Origin of the sequence: Diaphorobacter ruginosibacter (assembly GCF_014395975.1) — a bacterium.
GTDB lineage: Bacteria > Pseudomonadota > Gammaproteobacteria > Burkholderiales > Burkholderiaceae_C > Diaphorobacter_A > Diaphorobacter_A ruginosibacter.
In genome coordinates, this window is sequence record NZ_CP060714.1 from 3,552,653 (window position 1) to 3,574,288 (window position 21,636).

Annotated in this window: 20 protein-coding genes and 1 pseudogene; 14 read left to right on the top strand and 7 right to left on the bottom strand. The window is 63.7% G+C overall.

What is annotated here, in order from left to right:
* Nucleotides 1-10: 10 nt before the first annotated feature.
* Nucleotides 11-1,048 (bottom strand): aliphatic amidase, encoded by a 1,038-nt coding sequence (locus tag H9K76_RS16155; protein ID WP_187596372.1) that lies wholly within the window; start codon nt 1,046-1,048, stop codon nt 11-13.
* A 687-nt stretch (nt 1,049-1,735) separates the two neighbouring features.
* Between H9K76_RS16155 and H9K76_RS16160 the strand changes: the two genes are divergently transcribed.
* Nucleotides 1,736-2,347, top strand: coding sequence for a YqhA family protein (locus H9K76_RS16160; RefSeq protein WP_187596373.1), 612 nt, complete (start codon nt 1,736-1,738; stop codon nt 2,345-2,347).
* 35 nt (nt 2,348-2,382) lie between these two features.
* Here the strand turns inward: H9K76_RS16160 and H9K76_RS16165 are convergent, their stop codons facing one another.
* From H9K76_RS16165 to H9K76_RS16175, 3 genes are read right to left on the bottom strand one after another with little or no spacing between them, the layout of a single operon-like run.
* Nucleotides 2,383-3,369 (bottom strand): glycine/sarcosine/betaine reductase selenoprotein B family protein, encoded by a 987-nt coding sequence (locus tag H9K76_RS16165; RefSeq protein ID WP_223196253.1) that lies wholly within the window; start codon nt 3,367-3,369, stop codon nt 2,383-2,385.
* Nucleotides 3,370-3,395: 26 nt separating this feature from the next.
* Nucleotides 3,396-4,394 (bottom strand): Bug family tripartite tricarboxylate transporter substrate binding protein, encoded by a 999-nt coding sequence (locus tag H9K76_RS16170; protein WP_187596374.1) that lies wholly within the window; start codon nt 4,392-4,394, stop codon nt 3,396-3,398.
* Between the two features lie 34 nt (nt 4,395-4,428).
* Entirely contained in the window at nt 4,429-5,661 is a 1,233-nt protein-coding gene (locus tag H9K76_RS16175) for a CaiB/BaiF CoA transferase family protein (RefSeq protein ID WP_187596375.1), read from the bottom strand.
* A 920-nt stretch (nt 5,662-6,581) separates the two neighbouring features.
* Here H9K76_RS16175 and proV point away from each other — a divergent pair.
* From proV to H9K76_RS16205, 6 genes are all read left to right on the top strand, one after another.
* The gene (gene proV, locus H9K76_RS16180; RefSeq protein ID WP_187596376.1) at nt 6,582-7,862 is read left to right on the top strand and encodes a glycine betaine/L-proline ABC transporter ATP-binding protein ProV; all 1,281 of its coding nucleotides are present in this window, start codon (nt 6,582-6,584) and stop codon (nt 7,860-7,862) included.
* Nucleotides 7,863-7,905: 43 nt separating this feature from the next.
* Nucleotides 7,906-9,141 carry a glycine betaine/L-proline ABC transporter permease ProW gene (gene proW / locus H9K76_RS16185; protein WP_187600681.1) on the top strand — a complete coding sequence of 412 codons (1,236 nt, stop codon included), beginning with the start codon at nt 7,906-7,908 and terminating at the stop codon, nt 9,139-9,141.
* 95 nt (nt 9,142-9,236) lie between these two features.
* Nucleotides 9,237-10,274 carry a glycine betaine/L-proline ABC transporter substrate-binding protein ProX gene (gene proX / locus H9K76_RS16190; RefSeq protein ID WP_187596377.1) on the top strand — a complete coding sequence of 346 codons (1,038 nt, stop codon included), beginning with the start codon at nt 9,237-9,239 and terminating at the stop codon, nt 10,272-10,274.
* A 171-nt stretch (nt 10,275-10,445) separates the two neighbouring features.
* Nucleotides 10,446-11,510, top strand: coding sequence for a glycine betaine/L-proline ABC transporter substrate-binding protein ProX (gene proX, locus H9K76_RS16195; RefSeq protein ID WP_187596378.1), 1,065 nt, complete (start codon nt 10,446-10,448; stop codon nt 11,508-11,510).
* 161 nt (nt 11,511-11,671) lie between these two features.
* Nucleotides 11,672-13,186 (top strand): ATP-binding protein, encoded by a 1,515-nt coding sequence (locus H9K76_RS16200; protein ID WP_187596379.1) that lies wholly within the window; start codon nt 11,672-11,674, stop codon nt 13,184-13,186.
* 4 nt (nt 13,187-13,190) lie between these two features.
* On the top strand, nt 13,191-13,928 hold the full coding sequence (locus H9K76_RS16205; protein WP_187596380.1) for a response regulator: 738 nt from the start codon (nt 13,191-13,193) through the stop codon (nt 13,926-13,928).
* Nucleotides 13,929-13,958: 30 nt separating this feature from the next.
* Here H9K76_RS16205 and fumC read toward each other — a convergent pair whose 3' ends face one another.
* Entirely contained in the window at nt 13,959-15,353 is a 1,395-nt protein-coding gene (fumC, locus tag H9K76_RS16210) for a class II fumarate hydratase (protein ID WP_187596381.1), read from the bottom strand.
* A 402-nt stretch (nt 15,354-15,755) separates the two neighbouring features.
* Between fumC and H9K76_RS16215 the strand changes: the two genes are divergently transcribed.
* The 7 genes and pseudogenes from H9K76_RS16215 to H9K76_RS16240 all read left to right on the top strand — a co-directional run bounded on the left by H9K76_RS16215 (nt 15,756) and on the right by H9K76_RS16240 (nt 20,020).
* Nucleotides 15,756-16,289 carry a DUF3617 domain-containing protein gene (locus tag H9K76_RS16215; protein ID WP_187596382.1) on the top strand — a complete coding sequence of 178 codons (534 nt, stop codon included), beginning with the start codon at nt 15,756-15,758 and terminating at the stop codon, nt 16,287-16,289.
* Between the two features lie 158 nt (nt 16,290-16,447).
* A pseudogene (locus H9K76_RS23485) lies at nt 16,448-16,650 on the top strand (hypothetical protein); the annotation flags it as partial.
* A gap of 12 nt (nt 16,651-16,662) precedes the next feature.
* Nucleotides 16,663-17,007: a type II toxin-antitoxin system RelE/ParE family toxin gene (locus H9K76_RS16220; protein ID WP_187596383.1), complete on the top strand. Its 345-nt coding sequence runs from the start codon at nt 16,663-16,665 to the stop codon at nt 17,005-17,007.
* Entirely contained in the window at nt 16,988-17,335 is a 348-nt protein-coding gene (locus tag H9K76_RS16225; RefSeq protein ID WP_187596384.1) for a helix-turn-helix domain-containing transcriptional regulator, read from the top strand. Before H9K76_RS16220 ends, H9K76_RS16225 begins: the two co-directional genes overlap by 20 nt.
* Nucleotides 17,332-17,490 carry a hypothetical protein gene (locus tag H9K76_RS16230; protein WP_246475066.1) on the top strand — a complete coding sequence of 53 codons (159 nt, stop codon included), beginning with the start codon at nt 17,332-17,334 and terminating at the stop codon, nt 17,488-17,490. Before H9K76_RS16225 ends, H9K76_RS16230 begins: the two co-directional genes overlap by 4 nt.
* A gap of 175 nt (nt 17,491-17,665) precedes the next feature.
* Nucleotides 17,666-19,219 carry a fumarate hydratase gene (locus tag H9K76_RS16235; RefSeq protein WP_187596385.1) on the top strand — a complete coding sequence of 518 codons (1,554 nt, stop codon included), beginning with the start codon at nt 17,666-17,668 and terminating at the stop codon, nt 19,217-19,219.
* A 366-nt stretch (nt 19,220-19,585) separates the two neighbouring features.
* Nucleotides 19,586-20,020, top strand: coding sequence for an MAPEG family protein (locus tag H9K76_RS16240; RefSeq protein ID WP_187596386.1), 435 nt, complete (start codon nt 19,586-19,588; stop codon nt 20,018-20,020).
* A gap of 33 nt (nt 20,021-20,053) precedes the next feature.
* Here the strand turns inward: H9K76_RS16240 and H9K76_RS16245 are convergent, their stop codons facing one another.
* Nucleotides 20,054-20,845, bottom strand: a complete 792-nt coding sequence (locus H9K76_RS16245; RefSeq protein ID WP_187596387.1) for a hypothetical protein — start codon at nt 20,843-20,845, stop codon at nt 20,054-20,056.
* Nucleotides 20,846-20,974: 129 nt separating this feature from the next.
* A complete protein-coding gene (locus H9K76_RS16250; RefSeq protein ID WP_246475067.1) occupies nt 20,975-21,601 on the bottom strand; it encodes a GntR family transcriptional regulator in 627 nt (208 codons plus the stop codon).
* Nucleotides 21,602-21,636: the final 35 nt, after the last annotated feature.

Below are 21,636 nucleotides of genomic sequence, written 5' to 3' on the forward strand. Positions count from 1 at the left end.
GCGAAGCGACTTAACGGTGTTTGGGCGCCTCGTTGGGAATGCCTTCGATCGGGCATTCGGGAGTTCCCACCGTAGAGCGGGTGAATGACTCGACCATTTCGCGGGTCCCCTCAGGGTCGTTGATCCACTGGCTGTAGAAGCTGTAGGGGCAAGCGGCCACGCCCTTGTCGCCATCGCCCGAGTTGATGAGGCCGGTGTAGCCTCGGTGCACCAGTTTGAAAAGGTGGTTTTGCGACTGGCCGTTTTTGCGCGCATCGCGGATCAGCGATTTGGAGAGCTCGGCGTACTGGATTCCCATCTCCTCTTCGCCCGTCTCGCCCAGCGTGCGTCCGTCAAAGCCGATGATGGCCGAATGCCCAAAGTACGAATACACACCGTCAAAGCCCGCCGCATTGGCCACTGCCACATAGGTGTTGTTCATGAAAGCCATGGCCTTGGACACCAAAATCTGCTGCTCCTTGGCTGGGTACATATAGCCCTGGCAACGGATGATCAGCTCGGCGCCACGCATGGCGCAGTCACGCCAGATTTCCGGATAGTTCCCGTCGTCGCAGATGATCAGGCTGATCTTCAAGCCTTTGGGGCCTTCACTAACGTAAGTGCAGTCGCCCGGATACCACCCTTCCACGGGCACCCAGGGCATGATCTTGCGGTACTTTTGCACAATCTCGCCTTGATTGTTCATCAGGATCAAGGTGTTGTAGGGCGCTTTGTTGGGGTGCTCTTCGTGGCGCTCGCCGGTCAGCGAAAACACGCCCCAGACATTGGCTTTGCGGCAGGCGTCAGCGAAGATGGCAGTCTCTTCGCCAGGGATGGCCGAGGCGGTGTCGTACATCTCCTTGGAGTCATACATGATGCCGTGCGTGGAATATTCGGGAAAGATAACCAGATCCATCCCTGGCAGGCCTTGCTTCATACCCACCAGCATGTCGGCAATTTTTCGGCAGTTGTCCAGCACTTCGGCCTTGGTGTGCAGACGTGGCATCTTGTAGTTCACGACTGCTACGCCTACGCAATCATTGCTGCTCGAAATATCTCCGTGTCTCATGGCGGTGCTCCTAAGTGTAGAGGTCAATAAAGGACTGACGCATTCGGCCGAGCAGTGTTGGACACAGACCGTTCCACCTTCGCGGGCAAAGCTCCGCCAACGGACGCAGGTCCGTGATGAAACACTTTGATGCGAATAAAGCGCACAACAAAAAAGCCCGAAGCGATTCACGAGTGAATCGGTTCGGGCTCTGTTGCCGGACATCTGCGCTGACGACTTTGGCAGCTGATGTCGAAATGGAAGAACAATCTGTGCGGCGACTGCTCGCCGTGCCGTATTTATATCAGTGCGGTTTTTTTATTTTTATCGAACATGTCCGTATTGCAGCGGCTGAACTATGGTGTTAGACCATGGCCCAATCCAAGTAGGCACCTCGATGCCTTGCCAGCATGCAACGTGTGCGGCCAGTATCTGAACCGACCGCGACTGCGGCGCACCGGCGGCAAGGCATCGATCAGTTGCTCGAACACTTGATCATTGCCCGGGACGCATCTGGCGGCACCGGCAGATCGATCCCTGTCTCTGGTGGCGGCAATTCGCGTAGCAGATTCCAGAAGCCCCCGTACGGCATCCTGAATCAGAAATTACCCGGGAATTTTCAATATATTTCCGAACCCTTGCACACGCATTTCACGCGCCGTGCGGGTACATACAACACACTCATATCCCTCACCTATACAGCCGACAATGCCGAGCAAATTCAATGCGCAGCATGCTGCCCTGCGCCCGCTTCCCAACATCATCTTCGCCAGCCGCTGGCTGCAGCTGCCGCTGTACCTGGGCCTCATCGCCGCGCAGGGCATCTACGTTTACCATTTCTGGGTGGAGCTCATCCACCTCATCGAAGCGGCCTTCGGAAGCGCGGATGCGCTGCAGAAGCTGGTAACCAGCATCGGCTACAAGTCGGGCACCGAGGTCACCTCGCTCAACGAGACCATCATCATGCTGGTGGTGCTGGCGCTGATCGACGTGGTGATGATCTCCAACCTGCTGATCATGGTGATCGTGGGCGGCTATGAAACCTTCGTGTCGCGCCTGAACCTGGAAGGACATCCGGACCAGCCGGAGTGGCTGAGCCATGTGAATGCTTCGGTGCTGAAGGTGAAGCTCGCCACGGCGATCATCGGCATCAGCTCGATCCATCTGCTCAAGACATTCATCAACGCAGACAACTATTCCGATCGCGTGCTGATCGCCCAGACCGCCATCCACATCGCCTTCCTGCTGAGCGCGCTGGCCATTGCCCTCACGGACCGGCTGCTGAGCCATTCGCACGGCGGCGGCAACAAGCCCCACTGATCCGTCACGCCACGCCGGGCAAGGCGTGGCGGCTCTCACGCGGACGCGGGAATCTTCTCGCGCAACTGCTTGGCCGTTTCCTTGGCGCGGTCGTTCTCCGCGCGCAGACGCGCCAGTTCCTCGGGGCTCACGCGCTCGACATTCGAGTAGTCGAGCTTCCATTCCCAATCCGCGCTCCACACCAGCGGCGATTGCACCGTGGTGCGCGCAGCGGGAGCGGACTCCAGGACGCGCAGCGCGAGCTCCAGCGTTTCGCGCCGGGACGCGGCATCGTGCGGTCGGCCCGCGGCATTACCGAGCGGAAAATCCGAAAACAGGAAGCGCGGCACGCCGACATACTCGACAATGTCCTTGGCGCAGCCCATGACGACCGTGGGAATACCGGCCTCCTCGAGCGCACGCGCGGTGAGCGACAGGGTCTGGTGACAGATGGGGCAGTTGGGCACCAGCACCGCGACATCCGCGCCATCCTCCTTGCAACGCTGGACGATGCGCGGGATGTCCACCTCCAGCGTATGGCGCTGGCTGCGATTGGTCGGCACGCCGTGGAAATGCCTCGCCAGCCTGCCGATCCGCCCCTGCCGCACGAACTCGCGCATCAACGGCAGCGGAAACCAGCAGTTGCTGTCTTCCATCGACGTATGCCGGCGGTCGATTCCCACGTGGGAAATGCGCAGATCGTGGTCCATTGCGGTATCACCCGCATAGGGTTCGTAGAACTTGGCCGCCGCATTGTAGGGAGCGCCCGGCCCCTGCGGTCCCTTGTCGGGCTGGAAGGGTGCAGCCGTGGTCAACAGGGCCACGGTGCTGTCCGCGAGGGGCTTCGTCAGGGCCGTGAACGGCACCTTCGCATAGTGCGAGTAGCGATAGGGGTTGCCGTAGCCCAGGGCCAGGTACCAGTCGCGTGTGCGCTGCATGTAGGGAACCGGCGAGTCGCCCGGATGGGCCATTCCAAGACCCTCTCCGGATTCGGCATTCGCCTCCTCGACACTCGGCAGTTTCGGTGTGCCGCTGCTGTTCATGGCTTCATCTCCCACAATCGTTGGCATCAGACCTGCGCCATGCCGGCCTGTCTTGCAATGGTTTTGAACCGCTGTATCTGCTGCTGGATCTGCGCCGTGACCTCCGCGGGAGTCTGCAGCATGAGCTCACCGCCCAGGCTCTCGTCGGCAAAGCGCCGGGCTTCTTCGGTCTGCTTGATCTTTTCCACCGCCTGCGCCAGTGTCTGGCGCATGGCCTCGGGCGTGCCCTTCTTCACGAAGAATCCCACCCAGCTGTAATGGTCGTATTCAGGATAGCCGCACTCACGCACGGTCCGGAGCGCCGGAACGGCATGATGGCGCTCCACGCTGGTGATCGCGAGCGGCCTGATCTTGCCCGCCTTGATGCTGGAGACAGCCCCGCCCCAGTCGAGCAGCGCGGCCTGCACCTGGTCGCCCATCAGGTCCGACATGAGCGGTGCCTGCCCCTTGTAGGGAATGTCCTGGAACTTCGCGCCCGAAAGGCTCGCCAGGTAGGCAGCCCCGAGCTGGTAGCCCTGCGAATAGGTGCCCACGCTGACCGTCTCCTGCTTCGAGCGCGCGATCAGGTCCTCGAGCGAGCTGATCGGCGAGCCCGGCGAGACGGCATACACTGCCGGTCCCCGGTACAGCCCGGCAACAGGCACGAAATCGTTCACCGAATCATAGGAAATGTCCTTGAGCATGACGGGATTCACCACCATCAGCGAGATGTTGCCGAGCAGCACGGTGTAGCCGTCCGCCGCAGCCCCCTTCACGGCCGAGATCGTGATCAGCCCGTTGCCGCCGGGCTTGTTTTCCACCACGAAGCTCGCGCCCAGCAGCTTGCCCGCGCGTTCGCCAAAGAAGCGCGCCGCGGTGTCCGAGCCGCTGCCCGGCGTGAACGGAACGATCACACGCACCGGCTTGCCCGCGAACTCGCCCTGGGCGAATGCATCCCTGAGCAGCGTGGCCCCCAGGGCCATGAGCGCCGACGTGCGCAAGGCCTCGCGGCGGGACATCATCGAAGGCGGGAACTCGTGTCGCATGGGCAGGACTCCTCGAATGGAAAGGTACGGTGGATCAAAACAATGGCGGGCGCCCCGTCGGCAGGCAGGCGCTTCGTTCGCCCGATGCCGCCGCATGGCCCCCGGGGTCACGCCGGAGGGAGCCCAGCACCTCCTCGGTGTGCTGCCCCAGGTACGGTGCGGGCGAATGGATCAGGCCGCCCCCGCCCTCCTCGCTCCCCAGGTGGAAGCCCGGGCCGACCATGGCATGCGTCCCCAGGTTGGAGGTCACCTGTTGCAGCGCCCGTCGCGACCGGAGTTGCGGGTGCTCGACGATCTCCTCGATCGAGAACACGCGCGCACAGGGCACATCGGCCTGGTTGAGCAGCGGCTCCCAGTAGGCGGGTGAACGCGTGCCGAACGCCGACTCGATGATTTCCCTGAGTTCCTTGCGGTGCTCATAGCGCCTGAACCAATCGGCAAAGCGCTCGTCGCCCAGCACGTCCTCGCGATCCAGCACATGGAACAGCCGCTGGAATTGCGGCTCGGTCAGCGCCGCGAGCACGATGAAGCCGTCCCCGCAGCGGAAGCGATCCGCGGTCGGCTTGCGGCTCATCGACAGATTGCCCACCTGGCGCTGCGGCGTGCCCGAGACGGTGTAGTCGGCCACCTGCGTGGACAGGAAGCTCAGGCTTGCGTCCAGCATGGACACATCCACATGCTGCCCCCGGCCGTTCTGCGTGCGCTGGTACAGGGCCGCAGCCACCGCGAACGCGGCCGTCATGCCGCTGAGCACGTCGCACAGGGCAAAGCCCGCCCGCATGGGGCCGTGTTCGGGTTCGCCCGTGATCGACATGAGGCCCGACATGGCCTGGATCTTTCCGTCGAAAGCCGGTGCGGCGCGCTCCGGCCCGGTATGGCCAAAGCCGGAGATCGAGCAATAGATGAGCCGCGGGTTGACCCTTGCGAGCACCTCGTATCCGAGGCCCAGCTTGTCCATCACGCCGGGACGGAAGTTCTCCCACACGATGTCTGCCTCGCTCACTATCTGGCGGACAGCCTCGACGGCGGCCGGCTGCTTGAGATCGAGGACCACGCTCTTCTTGTTGCTGTTGACCGCCATGAAGGCGGGTGCCATCCCGCTCTTGGCCAGGTCGCGGTGCATGGTGGTGGTGCGCGCATCGTCCCCGGTGGGTGGTTCGATCTTGATGACTTCCGCCCCCTGCAGGGCGAACTGGTGGGTGGCGTAGGGCCCCGCCAGAAAGCGCGTGAAGTCCAGGATCCGGATGCCGTGAAAAGGTGAGTTCATGGCGATGATGTATTGAACTGCGGGTCGCCTGATGGGCGGGCTGAAGTTTATTGTTCTATTTATTGGAACGTCATTTCATATTTATCATTCTAGGGATCACGCAGAACGAGTCAACCGCCTCACCGACGGTGTTTACCCTGCAGCGCCACGGAAGCTCGGCCGCTACCTGGAAAGCTCCGATCCAGCCACTTTTCAGGGCAGAAGAGAGGCGAACAGCCATGATCGGCACATCCAGATTCGCGATACCGGCAATACGCGGCAACTTCCTCATCGAAGTCACACGATGACATCCTGATGACAACCTTTAAGTAGATACCCGAAGATTTTTGGTCCCCGGACCTTTGACTTTTAAAGATTAAATAGTTATAATTGCGGAATGTTTCACAACCTGCAACGCAGGTAATTCGTCTCCTCGAGGCGAATTTCCCCGTCGGATCGCGGTTCACACGGTGAACGTCATATCCGGCTCTCGGCCGAAGTTCCGGCCCTGATGCCTCTGGCACCCACAGGTCTTGCAGACCTTGTCCATGGTGCCGGCGCCATTGCAGAAGTCCTCAACCAGACCTCTTCTGCGGCGCACACAGACTCTTGCGCAGCACGCATGACTGCCATTCGAGTCGATCTCAGGTCACATTGCTCGTGTCCGCCCTCTCCTGTCCGGAGATGGTGGGGCCTTCCGGGTTCCGTTCGCCATCTTCGGTTCACAGTGCATCAGGGAATTGCGGTTTCTCGCGCAACGCTTTTTCTTTTTCGCGTTGCCAACGCTTCGGCCATCGTGCCTTGGCCGCTGCATTGGCGGCCGGGGTGAGTTCAACCGAAGGCAATGCTGAAAAATATCCATTGCCGCCAGGCCCTCGTGGCTGCGTGCGGCGACCGATGGATATTTTTCAGTGGGGCCTTGACCAGGAAGGACCCACAACGTGGCCAAACAAGTAGTTATCGATCATGTCTTCAAAGTCTTCGGCGACGAGCCGAAGACTGCGCTCGCGCTCGTCCAGCAAGGCCTGAGCAAGCAGGAGATCCTTGCCCGCACCGGCCAATCCATCGGCGTATTCGACGCCAACTTCACCATCGAGGCGGGCGAAATCTTCGTCGTCATGGGCCTCTCGGGTTCGGGCAAGTCGACGCTGGTGCGCATGCTCAATCGACTGATCGAGCCCACCGCCGGACGCATCCTGGTGGATGGCGAGAACATCAACACGCTCAGCGACAAGGACCTGCGCGCACTGCGCCGCAAGGACATCTCGATGGTGTTCCAGTCGTTCGCGCTGATGCCGCACATGAACGTGCTGGACAACACCGCGTTCGGCCTCGAGCTCTCCGGCATCGACCGCGCCGAGCGACAGCGCGCGGCACAGGAGGCGCTCGAGCAAGTGGGCCTGGGAGCCTGGGGCCAGAGCTACCCCGACGAACTCTCCGGCGGCATGCAGCAGCGCGTCGGGCTGGCGCGGGCCCTGGCCTCCGATCCATCGATCCTGCTGATGGACGAGGCGTTCTCCGCACTCGACCCGATCATCCGCACCGAGATGCAATCCGAGCTGCTGCGCCTGCAGCAGATCAAGCGCCGCACCATCGTCTTCATCTCCCACGATCTGGACGAGGCCATGCGCATCGGCGACCACATCGCCATCATGAAGGACGGCCATGTGGTGCAGGTGGGCACGCCCGACGAGATCCTGCGCAACCCCGCCAATGACTATGTGCGCGACTTCGTGCGCGGTGTGGATGCGGCTGCCGTGTTCAAGGCGGCCGACATCGCGCGCCAGGCGCTCACCGTGGTGTCGGAACACGAGGACCGCGGCTGCCGCTCGGCGCTGCGCCTTCTCGAGGACTCCGACCGCGATTACGCCTATGTGTTGAATGCCCGCAAGCGTTTCCTCGGCGTGGTGTCCTCGCAGTCGCTGCGTGACGCCCTGCAGGGCCACCAGGGCATGCTGGGCCTGAAGCACGCCTTCATTCCCGGTGTGCAGCCACTGGCCAGCACCACACCAGTGGCCGAACTGTTCGGCCCCGTGGCCGCGAGTCCCTTCGCATTGCCGGTGGTGGACGACGACGGCAAGTACCTGGGCGTCGTCAGCCGCACCACGATGCTGAAGTTCCTGGACCGCGACACCCCTCCCGTGCCGCCTCCGCAGAAGGAAATTCCCACGATCACACTGAACACGCCGGCCCCTGCGACCCATGCCGCGCCACAACCATAAGGAGGCCGAGAACATGAGTGAAAAAATCACAGTCGCACAGAACATGACGGACAGCAGCAGCACCGCGATCGATCCGTGGGCAGCCGCCACGGAAAGCACACCGGTCGATACGGCGCAGCAGGCAGCGGACGCAGCCGCTGCAGCCTCCGTCGACCCGTGGGCCGACAGCGCGGCAGCCAATGCCCCCGCCGTCGATGCGGACCCCTGGAGCTCGGCGAGCGCAGCGGATCCGGGTGCAGGCTCCGACTGGCTGGATGCCGCGGCGAACGGAGCCCAGGGGATTTCGGTGCCGACGGACGACGGCGGCATCGCCCAGCTGTGGCACCAGGTCACGTCCAGCGGACAGCATGTTCAGGGCTGGATCAACGACGGCCTGACATGGGTGGTCGATCATTTCCGTCCGTTCTTCCAGGGCGTTCGCATGCCCATCGATGCCACGCTCAACGGCGTGACGGATGCGCTGCTTGCAGTGCCATGGCCCGTGCTCATCGCCATCATTGCGCTGTTCGCATGGCAGTTCGCCGGCCGCGCGCTGGCCATCGGCACCGCCGTGTCGCTGCTCGCCGTTGCCATGCTCGGCATCTGGCCCGATGCCATGGTGACGCTGGCGCTGGTGCTCACCTCGCTGCTGTTCTGTGTCGTCATCGGCCTTCCCGCCGGCATTGCGCTGGCTTCAAGCGACCGTGCGCAGCGCATCACCCGCCCGTTCCTCGACGCCATGCAGACCACGCCCGCTTTCGTGTACCTGGTGCCTGTGGTGATGCTGTTCGGCATCGGCAACGTGCCCGGCGTGATCGTGACCATCGTGTTCGCGCTGCCGCCGCTGATCCGGCTCACCAACCTGGGCATCCGCCAGGTGCGACCCGACCTGATCGAAGCCAGCCGCGCATACGGCGCATCTCCCATGCAACTGCTGTGGAAGGTGCAACTGCCGCTCGCAATGCCATCGATCATGGCCGGCATCAACCAGGCGTTGATGCTGTCGCTGTCGATGGTGGTGATCGCCTCGATGATCGCCGTGGGCGGTCTCGGCCAGATGGTGCTGCGCGGTATCGGCCGCCTCGACATGGGTCTCGCGACGGTTGGCGGACTGGGCATTGTGCTGCTCGCCATCGTGCTCGATCGCATCACGCAGGCCATGGGTGAGCCCAAGCGCGGCGGTGTCCATTGGTGGCACACCGGGCCGGTCGGCCTCGTGCGGCGCATGCTGCGCAGCAAGCCTGTACAGGCACCGCGACAGGAAGACGCCGTAGTCGAAACGAAGGCCAGGCTCGCCTGAGGGCGCCGGACCTGCCCGATCCCCCCATCGGTCCTCTCCTGCCCTGCCGGAGAGGACGTGAAGACACACAACCACCACATCAAGGAGAACAACGCATGCCATTCAACGCCACCTCAAGCGGCACCCCGCTCACCCGCGCCCTGCGCACCGGCATCGTGGCCGCAGCGCTCGCCGCGGCGGGTACGGCGGGCTTCGCTGCCGACCTGCCCGGCAAGGGCGTGAAGGTGCAGCCGCTCAAGAGCTCGATCGCAGAGGAAACCTTCCAGACGCTGCTGGTGATGAAGGGCCTCGAGAAGCTGGGCTACGACGTGCAGCAGATCAAGGAAGTGGAGTACCCCACCGCCCACATCGCGCTTGCCAACGGCGACGCCACCTTCATGGCCGACCACTGGAATCCGCTGCATGCCGACTACTACAAGAATGCCGGCGGAGATGCGAAGCTGTATCGCAAGGGCATCTTCTCGGCCAACGCCGCGCAGGGCTACCTGATCGACAAGAAGACCGCCGACGAACACAAGATCACCAACATCGGCCAGCTCAAGGACCCGAAGATCGCCGCACTGTTCGACGCCGATGGCGATGGCAAGGCCGATCTCACCGGCTGCACTCCGGGCTGGGGCTGCGAGGCGATGATCGAGCACCAGCTCACCGCCTACAAGCTGCGCGACACCGTCACGCACAAGCAAGGCACGTACTCGGCCCTGATCGCCGACACCATCACGCGCTACAAGGCCGGCAAGCCCATCCTGTACTACACCTGGACGCCCTACTGGGTGAGCAACGTGCTCAAGCCCGGCAAGGACGTGGTGTGGCTCGAAGTGCCCTTCTCCGCCCTTCCCGGCGAGCAGTCGGGCACCGACACCAAGCTGGCCAATGGCAAGAACTACGGCTTCATCGCCAACCACCAGCAGATCGTCGCGAACCGCGCATGGGCCGAGAAGAACCCGGCCGCTGCCAAGTTCTTCGAGGTCGTCAAGCTGCCGGTGGGCGACATCAACGCACAGAACTTCCTGATGAGCCAGGGCCAGAACTCCCAGGCCGACATCGAACGCCACACCAATGCCTGGATCGGCGCACACCAGAAGCTGTTCGACGGCTGGATCGATCAGGCCATGGCGGCAGCCAAGCCCTGACCTTCCTGTCTGCCTGCGGCCGGTACGGGAGCTCCTGGCCGCCGCAGAAAACATCCCCTCGCGCCGCGCCGGTGATCCTCGCCGGCGCGGCGCGACGCTTTGTGGCGGCGTCCTTCACCGCACTTCGCCGCCCTTTCACTCATCCAACGCTGACAAGGAGACTCCACCCGGATGACCAAGACAATGAACACATCCCGCAACCGACGCCAGATCCTCCAACGATTCCTGTGCGTGAGCGCCATCGCATTCGGGCTCGGCACGGCGACCGCCATGGCTGCCGCGTCCGACCTGCCGGGCACGGGCGTCACCGTCACGCCCGTGAAAAGCAACCTGGCCGAGGAAACCTTCCAGACGCTGCTGGTGATGCGGGCACTGGAGAAGCTCGGCTACACCGTCAAGCCCTATGAGGAACTGGAGTACCCGCTGGCCCATATCGCCGTGGCCAACGGAGATGCCACCTTCATGGCCAATCACTGGAACCCGCATCATGCCGAGTTCTACAAGGCGGCCGGCGGCGACGCGAAGCTGTACCGCAAGGGCGTGTATGCGTCCGGCGCGGCGCAGGGCTACATGATCGACAAGAAGACGGCCGACCGGTACGGCATCACCAGCATCGCGCAACTGGCCGACCCCAAGCTGGCAAAACTCTTCGACTCGGATGGCGACGGCAAGGCCAACCTCGTCGGCCCGAATGCCGGCTGGGGCGGCGAGGCCGTGGTCTGGCATCAGCTCGATGTGTTCAAGCTCAAGGACACAGTGAGCTACACGCAGGGCAACTATCCCGCACTGATTGCCGACACGCTCGCGCGCTTCAAGCAGGGCAAGCCCGTGCTGTATTACGCATGGACGCCGTTCTGGCTCAGCAACGTGCTGCGGCCCGGCCAGGAAGTCGTGTGGCTCGAGGTTCCGTTCTCGTCGATGCCCGGCGTGCAGGCAGGCACCGACACGCAGTTGCCTAACGGCAGGAACTACGGCTTCCCGCTCAACAACGAGTACATCGTGGCCAACAGGGCATGGGCCGGGAAGCACCCGGCCGCCGCGCACCTGTTCGCGAACATGAGCATCCCCATCAACGACATCAGCACGCAGAACCGGCTGATGCACGACGGGCAGAACAAGGCCGCCGACGTGGAGCGCCATGTGGACGCCTGGATCAAGGCGCACCAGAGGACCTTCGACGGCTGGATCGCCGAGGCGACGGCCGCCGGCAACGCAGCGAAGGTCGCCACAAAGTGACCTCATTTGCTACGGGTTGCTAACAAATCACACAGAAATGGCGAATTGAGCAGACAAATGGGCGAATGGCTCCCCGGCCGGCCCATTTTCTCCGGCCTCTTCCGTAGCGAGGCCTTAGCATGTGAAGCTGTTACCGCTTCCCACAGGATCTGGCCCCTCACATGCGCCGACTTTCGCTTCAGACCAAAGCCTTTATCGCCCTCACCATCCTGCTGGCGGTCATGATGGCCCTGTTCATCGGCTTCTCGCGCCTGGGCCTGCAGCGCGGACTGGGCCCCTACGTGGCCGAGATCGAACTGGCGCGCATGGACTGGCTGGCCTACCGGCTGCAGAGCGTGTACCAGCAGAGTGGCAGCTGGAAGCCGATCAAGGACTATCCCGCACTGTGGCGCGCCATCCGCCGCCCACTCATGAACGTGCAGCCGGAGACGAACACAGGCGATACGCGCCCCGGCGGCAGTTCGCTCTTTCCGGGCGCAAAGAACCCCTTCATTCCGGACGACCCGGCATCCATGCCGCCCCCGCCGCCCACGGGCAGGCCATCGGACGGCCTGGCGCGGCGGCTCGGGCTGCTCGACGCCAAGGACGAACTCATCGCTGGCACGGCCCCCGTTCCCGGCCATGCCAAGACCACCCTCAAGGACAACGGCGGACGGGCCATCGGCTACCTGGTGATGAACCCGCCCGAGGGCCTCGAGCGGGAAGCGGACCGCGCGTTTCTCGGCAAGCAACTCGGCTTCGTGATCTGGACCGGGGCGGCCGGCCTGCTGCTCGCGCTGCTGCTGTCCGCCTGGATCGCCAGCCGCTGGCTGCGCCCCATCGGCGCGCTGGTGGACGGTGCGCGCAACCTCGCAGCCGGGCACCTGCAGACCCGCGTTCCGGAACAGGGCGACAGCGAGGAGTTCTCGCGCCTGATCCATACCTTCAACGACATGGCGCAGCAGCTCGACAACATGGAGACCACGCGCCGCCAATGGATCGGCGACATGGCCCATGAGCTGCGCACGCCGCTGGCCGCGATGCGCGCCGAAATAGAAGCCGTGCAGGACGGCATTCGCCAGTTCGACGACCAGACCGCAGCCCGCCTGCACCGCCAGCTCATGCGACTGATCCAGCTGGTGGGCGACCTGCGCGAGAGCGTCGACTCCACCAGCATCGTGCCGGCCCCCATGGAGTCCATGCAACCGATCTCGCAATTGAACGAAGCAGTGACCGCCCTGCAGACCCGCTTCGATCAGGCAGGCGTGGAAGTGCGCGTGAAGCTGCCGCAGGAGTGGAGCCATGCCGGCACGTCGCCGCGCATCCGCGGCAACGCTCAGCAGTTGCAGCGCGTGTTCCTCAACCTGCTGGAAAACAGCCTGCGCTATACCGACCGTGGCGGCCACCTGCAGATCACCGCCAACGCCACGCGGGAGCGTGCGGGCGAGCAGCACCTTCAGATCCTGTTCGACGACACCAAGCCCGGCGTCACGCCCCAGGAACTGCCCCACCTCTTCGAGCGGCTGTACCGCACGGAGTCTTCGCGCCGCAGGGCATCGGGCGACCTGGGCGGCTCGGGCCTGGGCCTTGCGATCTGCCGCTCCATTGTGCAGGCGCACGGCGGCAAGATCGAGGCCGATCACTCACCCCTGGGAGGACTGCGCATCACGCTAGCGCTGCCATTGCTGGAGAAATGACACCATGAACAACAACCAGAGAATTCTCATCGTCGAGGACGAGGTCGACATCGGCAACGTGTTGCTCGACTACCTGCGGCACGCGGGCTACCAACCCGAGCATGTAGGCGACGGACAGGCGGCTCTCGACCGCCTGCTGGGCCCGAACCCGCCCGACCTCGCGGTGCTGGACGTGATGCTGCCGGGCATCGACGGACTGGAAGTGCTGCGCCAGACGCGGCGCGTGGGCGACATCCCCGTCATCCTCGTCACCGCCCGTGTCGAGGAGGTCGATCGCCTCATCGGCCTGGAACTGGGTGCGGACGACTACATCTGCAAGCCCTTCTCGCCGCGCGAAGTGGTGGCTCGAGTCAAGACCGTGCTGCGCCGCCGGGGGCCCGGCGCGTCGAATGCGCCCGTGGACACGGGCGAGCTGCAACTCGACGACAACCTCTCGCAGGTCACTCTCTATGGCAAGCCCGTGCCGCTGACCCACCGCGAGTACCGCCTGCTGCAGACGCTGATCCAGCACCGCGACCGCATCCTGTCGCGCGCCCAGATCCTGGAAATGGCCTACGACGAGGACACCCAGGATCTCAACGAGCGCTCGGTGGACAGCCACATCAAGAACCTGCGCAAGAAGCTGCGCACCGCCGATCGCAGCGGCCACGACTGGATTCGCTCCGTCTACGGCGTGGGGTTCGCTTTCGAGCCCCCCGGCAAGGACGGCTTCACGCTGATCTCGAACCGCGAGCCGCTGTGATCCAAGGGGGCGCATTCGCCCCCTGGATGCTTACAGGTTACCGACCATGCGGCCCGGCACCACCCATTGGTCGAACTGCTCGCCGGTCACATGGCCGCTTGCCACCGCGGCATCGCGCAGGCTCGTGCCTTCCTTGTGGGCCTTCTTGGCGATGTAGGCCGCCTTGTCGTAGCCGATGTGCGTGTTCAACGCCGTCACCAGCATGAGCGAGCGGTCCACCAATTCGGCGATGCGTTCGCGGTTGGGCTCGATACCGACGGCGCAGTGCTCGTCGAAGCTCACCATGCCATCGGCCAGAAGGCGCACGCTCTGCAGGAAGTTGTGCGCCACGAGCGGACGGAACACGTTGAGCTCGAAGTTGCCCGAGGCACCACCGAAGTTGATGGCCACATCGTTGCCGAAGACCTGAGCGCACAGCATGGTCATGGCTTCGCACTGCGTGGGGTTGACCTTGCCGGGCATGATGGACGAGCCGGGCTCGTTCTCCGGAATCGAGATCTCGCCCAGGCCGCTGCGCGGGCCGCTGGCGAGCCAGCGCACGTCGTTGGCGATCTTCATGAGGCTGGCGGCCAGCGTCTTGAGCGCCCCATGCGCATGCACCATGCCGTCGCAGCTTGCCAGCGATTCGAACTTGTTGGGCGAGGTGATGAACGGGTAGCCGGTGATCCTCGCCAGCTCCGCCGCCACGCCTTCCGCATAGCCCTTGGGAGCATTCAGGCCCGTGCCCACGGCCGTGCCGCCGAGCGCGAGTTCATACAGGTGCGGCAGCGCGGCCCGGATGTGCTTCTCGCCATGTTCCAGTTGCGCGACCCAGCCCGAGATCTCCTGTCCCAGCGTGAGCGGCGTGGCATCCTGCAGATGGGTTCGGCCGATCTTCACGATGTCGGCGAAGGCCTCGCTCTTGGCCTTGAGCGTACGGTGCAGGCGCGCAATGGCAGGCAGCAGGTGCGACTCGAGCGCCGTCACCGCGGCCACATGCATGGCCGTGGGATAGACGTCGTTGCTCGACTGGCTCTTGTTCACGTCGTCGTTGGGGTGCACCAGGCGCGACTCGCCGCGCTCGCCGCCGAGCAGCTCGCTCGCGCGGTTGGCCAGCACCTCGTTGACGTTCATGTTGGTCTGCGTGCCCGAGCCGGTCTGCCAGACCACCAGCGGGAATTCGCCCGGATGCTTGCCCGCAAGCACTTCCTGCGCGGCCGCGACGATGGCCTTCGATTTCTTTTCATCGAGCAGGCCGAGCTGCTGATTGACTGCGGCGGACGCCATCTTCACCTGCGCCAGCGCGAGAATGATCTCGCGCGGCTGATGCTCGCCACTGATGTTGAAATTCTGGATCGAGCGCTGCGTCTGCGCGCCCCACAGCTTGTCTGCGGGAACATCGATGGGGCCGAATGTGTCTTTCTCCTGCCGAACAGCAGTCGTCATGCGAAAACTCCTTGAATGTGAGCACATACAAAGGCGGCACACGTGGCTCGCGGGGCATGGCGCAATCGGCATGCCGGGACCATTGGCTGGTGCATTCCGCCGGAAAATCGAAAAGGAAATGCCGCGCATCGCCAGCGCGGCTGCGGCAAATCGTCTCCATGCTAGCCGAGGGCACAGAGACCATGATGGCGCGACAGGCAAGGCACTGGGCCCGGGCCCGCAGCTCTTCGGGATGCACCGGAGATGCCATGGCTGAAATCTATCGTTACGATTTCCACCGCCTCAACCGCTCGCATGCAACGCAAGCCCGAAATAATGGCCCGGTCGCACATCAGGCAGACACAGGAAGGAGGGGAACGCGTCGGCGACCGCTCCTGCCATCACCATCAGGAGAGAATGAATATGCGCAGCTTCAACCGTCCCCTTGCCTTGCACGCCACCCTCGCAGGCATCGTGATGCTCACGGCCTCGTTCGGTGCCTCCGCGCTGGAGTACCCCACCCGCAAGGCCGGACTGTGGCAGATCACCACCAACGGCACCACCGGAACGACCAAGAACCCCGAACAGGTGATGCAGCAGTGCGTCGATACCGCCAGCGACAAGACGCTGCAGCAGATGGGCGCGGGCATGGCGGCCGGCATGAAATGCGACAAGAACGACAGCACCAAGGAAGGCAACAAGTACGTCGGCCATTCCATCTGCCAGATGGGACCATCCAAGCTCGAGTCCAAGAGCGTGATATCGGGCGACTTCGAGAAGGAATACACCATGACCTCCGACTCGACCTTCAACCCGCCGATGGCCGGCATTTCGAGCAGCAAGACGACCATGGTCGCCAAGTGGCTCGGCCCCTGCAAGTCCGACCAGAAGCCGGGCGACGTGATCGTCAACGGCCAGAAGATGAATCTGCTGAACATGGGTGCCGGCAAGAAGTAATACGCCGCAGCAGCGTCTCTGGGGGCACCTTCGGGTGCCCTTTTCATTGTTCATTCCCTCAACAAAAACAGCCGTGACGTCCGAAGCAAGAGGGTTGTGCGATCCATCATCCACCTTCAGAGTACTGCTGCACGCACAAGAATACACGCTGTCAAGCCAAGGCGGGGATGGCACTGACGGCGAACAAGACCGTGCCGATGTTCATGCGCTACGTTCATACCGAAGACAAGCCGGTTCGGTTCGCAAAGCAGCCGAGCTCGTGGCCAGCCGGCGCAAGGTGATCACCAGGGCACGGCGGCAGCACAGGCGCTGGCGTGAAGACGAAGTCAAACAGGCCAATTTGCTCTTTATTCGTCAATAAACGAAAATAACCATGTACCGCATTGAGCACTACCTGACGGCCGAAGGGCAGAAGGATCTCTACATTGACTGGCTGCAGCGCTTGCGGGACATGCAGGCCAAGGTGGCGGTCATTAGGCGCGTAGCCCGTCTTGAGCAAGGCAACTTTGGCGACCACAAGTTCTGCCGCGATGGCGTGTGGGAGCTGCGCATCGACGTGGGGCCGGGCTACCGCGTGTATTACGGTCAGGCGGGCCAGCGCTTGGTGCTGCTGCTGTGCGGCGGCGACAAGCGCTCACAAGAGGCGGACATCCACCGTGCGGTGGGCTACTGGCAGGATTGGCAACGGAGATTGGACGATGAAAAGCAGATCCCATGACGACGCGATGGCCGAGCTGTATCGCAACGACCCGGCGTTGGCGCTGGAGGTCATCAACGTCATTCTGGCCGATGGCGACCAGGCCGAGTTACTGGTTGTGCTGCGCCAGATGGCGCAGGCGTTCGGCGGCATGCAAGCGGTGGCCGAGCAGGCACACCTGAATCCAACGCAGCTCTACCGTACTCTCTCGCCCAAGGGCAATCCAGCCTTGAACAGCCTGACGGCCATTCTCAAGGCCATGGGGATGCGGCTGGCGGTGCAGCCGCTGGCTTCACCAACTGCCCGCAGGAGAGCTGAAGATCGGTGTCCTGTTGGAGGTACGTTGTGACGACAAACAAGCTCATTGAATCGCTGCATGGCGATCCGGCCACGCTGCACGACGCAGGCGCCATCGACAAGGTGACGATGGGCGAGTTCGATGCCATCTGTCTCCGCCTGTACGTGGATTCAGTGCGGAGCAAGGGCCTGCAAGCCATTCTTTGATCCTCACCGGTTACCGCAGCGGTACAGCGCTCCGCGCATTCCACGATACGGTATCAATCCAAGTCATATAGAAGACTTCTCGGGTTTTCCCTGCACAAGAATTCAGCCAGGGCCGATAATTGGCAGGTTTTCCCCGCGCCACCAGAGCGCCCCCACAACCCCGAGAAGCTTCACGATGACCACCTCCATCCGCCAGCAGGACCTGATCGACTCGATCGCAGGTGCCCTCCAGTACATCAGCTACTACCACACGCCCGACTTCATCCAGCACCTGGCCCGCGCCTATGAGCGCGAGCAGAGCCCGGCGGCCAAGGATGCGATGGCCCAGATCCTGACCAACTCCAAGATGAGCGCCACAGGCCAGCGCCCCATCTGCCAGGACACCGGCATCGTCAACGTCTTCCTGAAGGTGGGCATGGACGTCAAGTGGGACGGCTTCACCATGGGCCTCGAGGACGCCATCAACGAAGGCGTGCGCCGCGGCTACAACCATCCCGACAACACGCTGCGTGCCTCGGTGGTCGCCGATCCGCAGTTCGCCCGCAAGAACACCAAGGACAACACCCCTGCCGTGATCAACGTGCAGATCGTTCCCGGCGACAAGCTGGACGTGACCGTGGCAGCCAAGGGCGGCGGCTCGGAGAACAAGTCCAAGATGATCATGATGAACCCCAGCGACAACCTCGTGGACTGGGTTCTGAAGACCGTTCCCACCATGGGTGCAGGCTGGTGCCCCCCGGGCATGCTGGGCATCGGCATCGGCGGCACCGCAGAGAAGGCCGTGCTGCTGGCCAAGGAAAGCCTGATGGAAGACCTGAACATGTACGAGCTGCAGCAGAAGGCAGCCCGCGGCGAGAAGCTGGATCAGGTCGAGGAACTGCGCCTGGAGCTGTTCGAGAAGGTCAACGCCCTGGGCATCGGTGCTCAAGGCCTGGGCGGCCTGACCACGGTGCTGGACGTCAAGATCAACATGTACCCCACGCACGCGGCCTCCAAGCCCGTGGCGATGATTCCCAACTGCGCGGCCACCCGCCACGCCCACTTCGTGATGGACGGCTCCGGCCCCGTGTACCTGGAGGCACCGTCGCTGGACCTGTGGCCCAAGATCGAATGGGCTCCGGACTACAACAAGTCCAAGCGCGTCGATCTCAACACCCTGACCAAGGAAGAAGTGGCCAGCTGGAAGCCCGGCGACACCATCCTGCTCAACGGCAAGATGCTCACCGGCCGCGATGCGGCGCACAAGCGCATCCAGGACATGCTGGCCAAGGGCGAGAAGCTGCCCGTGGACTTCACCAACCGCGTGATCTACTACGTCGGCCCCGTGGACCCCGTGCGTGACGAAGTCGTCGGCCCCGCAGGCCCGACCACCGCCACCCGCATGGACAAGTTCACCGACATGATGCTGTCGCAGACCGGCCTGATCGCCATGATCGGCAAGTCCGAGCGCGGCCCGGTCGCCATCGAGGCCATCAAGAACCACAAGAGCGCCTACCTGATGGCCGTGGGCGGCGCCGCCTACCTGGTGTCCAAGGCCATCAAGCAAGCCAAGGTGGTGGGCTTCGAAGACCTGGGCATGGAAGCCATCTACGAATTCGACGTGGTCGACATGCCCGTGACCGTGGCGGTCGATGCCGGCGGCACCAGCGCCCACATCACCGGCCCCGCCGAGTGGCAAAAGCGCATCGCCACGGGCGAGTTCAAGGGTATCGCGGTGGGCGCGGAATAAGCCAGCCCAACTCCTTGCAGGCCAGGCCACCTTGGGGTCTATGCCTGTCAGTCAAGCCCAAGCGAAGCTGAAGGCAGGTCAAAGGGAACGTGTAGAACACGTTCCCTTTTTACTTTGAGCCTGCTGTAAGCCACCCGGAATGGGACATTGAAGTTGCTGCCTGCCCATGGGATGGTCGATTGAGTTGAGCACTTCTGCTTTCTTGCTTGTTTGAGGGCGGAGGCCGGGAGTGCCCCCACCCCAAAAAAGACCTCAGCAACAAAAAGCCGCCCCGAAGCGCCAATGCCATAAGCACACCTGCACGATGCGGGTTCATGTCACACTGCGCGCACCAAGCAAAGCCCCTCCCCGACCGGAGCCATCCGCATGACCGCCCCCTCCACGACCAGCATTCTCTGGCCAGCATTCGCCCTCGCCGGCTGGACCCTGTGCATGATCCTGCTGCTTGCCTTTCGCCGGGTGCGCGCCGTGCAACTGCGCGTCGCGCGTCTCGGGCAGTTCGCGCTGGGTGAGGCGGGCGAGTTGCCCACGCACGTGGCCCTGGTCAATCGCAACTACATGAACCTGCTGGAAATGCCGGTGCTGTTCTATACCGTGTGCGTGCTGAGCTTTGCCGCGGGCATCACGGGGTGGCCGCTCGTGGGTCTGGCATGGGCCTATGTGGCGCTGCGCATGCTGCACAGCCTCGTGCACGTCACCTACAACCGCATCCTGCACCGATTCGCCCTGTTTGCCGCGAGCAACGTCGTGCTGGCGCTGATGTGGGTGCTCGCCGGGCTGGGGCTCGCGGCCAGGGGTTGAACGCCCGAGCGGCCCCTCAGCAAGAAAATGCCTTCAGCCCCTGCGCCAGCGCGCCCGCAGGACCAGCGCAAGCGTGGTGCTGACAGAGGCTGCGGTGGCCAGCAGCAGCGCCAGCATGGGCGGCAGGTGCACCACCAGAATCGCAAGCGACAGGCAGAATGCCGCCAGGCTGCAACTGCCCATCAGGGCCGCGTGCAATGTGGCGATCACGCTGGCCGAGCCGAGCTTCTCGTGGATCGTGGTAGCGATCACGGTGTAGCCGATCGGAAAGGCCAGCAAAATACCGGCGCTCGATGCGCCCAGCCAGCCCGACGCGGTGGTGATCGATGCCACCATCACTCCGGCCAGTGCGCCGCGCAGCAGCAAGGTTGACCAGCCGGCCTGACCCTTGACGACGGCGCGCGCATCCACCAGCGGCCGGCTCACGCGGATGGCTCCGGCCGTCACGCCCACGAAAAGCGCGGCGCCCAGCCACAGCGAGGCGGGCAGCCACCGGCACACCACCGCGGTCGCACCCCATGCTGCAAATGCAAGGCCCAGGCAGGCCAGGGGCCGGTGCCTGCGCGAACACACCAGGTAGCACAGCACGAAGGCCTGTGTGGCTGCGAGCGATATCAATGTGTAGGTGGCGGTGAGCGAGACGAACCCGGGTGATGCACTCTGGACCAGGAAGAAGAAAGCGGGCCCCATCACCATGGGAAGCCCGGCCAGCGCGCCACCGATCAGCGGGCCAAAGGCCCCCACGGCCCAGGACACGCCGATCACCACCAGCCCGGTGCAGACCATGCGCACGAGGAGGGCGACGTTGATCGAGAGTAAATCCATGCCGCCCTATCGCGCTATTCGTGCGGAGCTTCCCCGGCGCATGGCCGGGTCGGTGCTCCACACCGGTGCGCCCGGCCCACCCTTGGTGCAATGAAGCTCCCCGCTCGAGTGCACGCCGGCCGCCACGGGTCAGCGCTCGCTCAGCAACGCCTGCCGGAACGACAGGATATGGTGGCGCACCATGGCCTCGGCCGCATCCGCATCGCCGCTGGCGAGCGCCTGCACGATATTGCGGTGCTCGTCGTGCACTTCGCTCACGTGGCCCGAGGTGGAAAGGGAGATCGCCCAGAAACGCTGCGAGCGGGCATGCAGCACGCGCAGCACCTCGATCAGCACGGGATTGCGCGAGGCATCGGCGATCTGCTCGTGGAATTCCCGGTCGCAATTCATCATCTGCGCCACATCGCGCGCAGCCACTGCATTGTCGAAGGCCTCGGCGGTCAGCGCGAGCTGTCGCACCTCGGCCTGCGTGATGCGCTGCGACGCCAGCCTGGCGCACAGGCACTCGTTGACCACGCGCACGTCGATCATGTGAAGCGCATCGTCGATGGACAGCGGCGCGACCATGACCCCCTTGCGCGGAATGATCTGCACCAGCCCCTCGGTGGCCAGTCGATGCAGCGCGTGGTTGAGCGGCGTGCGGCCCAGCGCAAGATCGGCCATCAGTGTGGCGGTGTTCAGGTATTCGCCGGGCTTGTAGACCAGCGTGGTCACGCGGTCCTTCAGCTTGGTATAGGCAAGCTCGTTCTGCGACAAGCCGGATACCGCCTCAAGGGACGGCTCATCTCTCA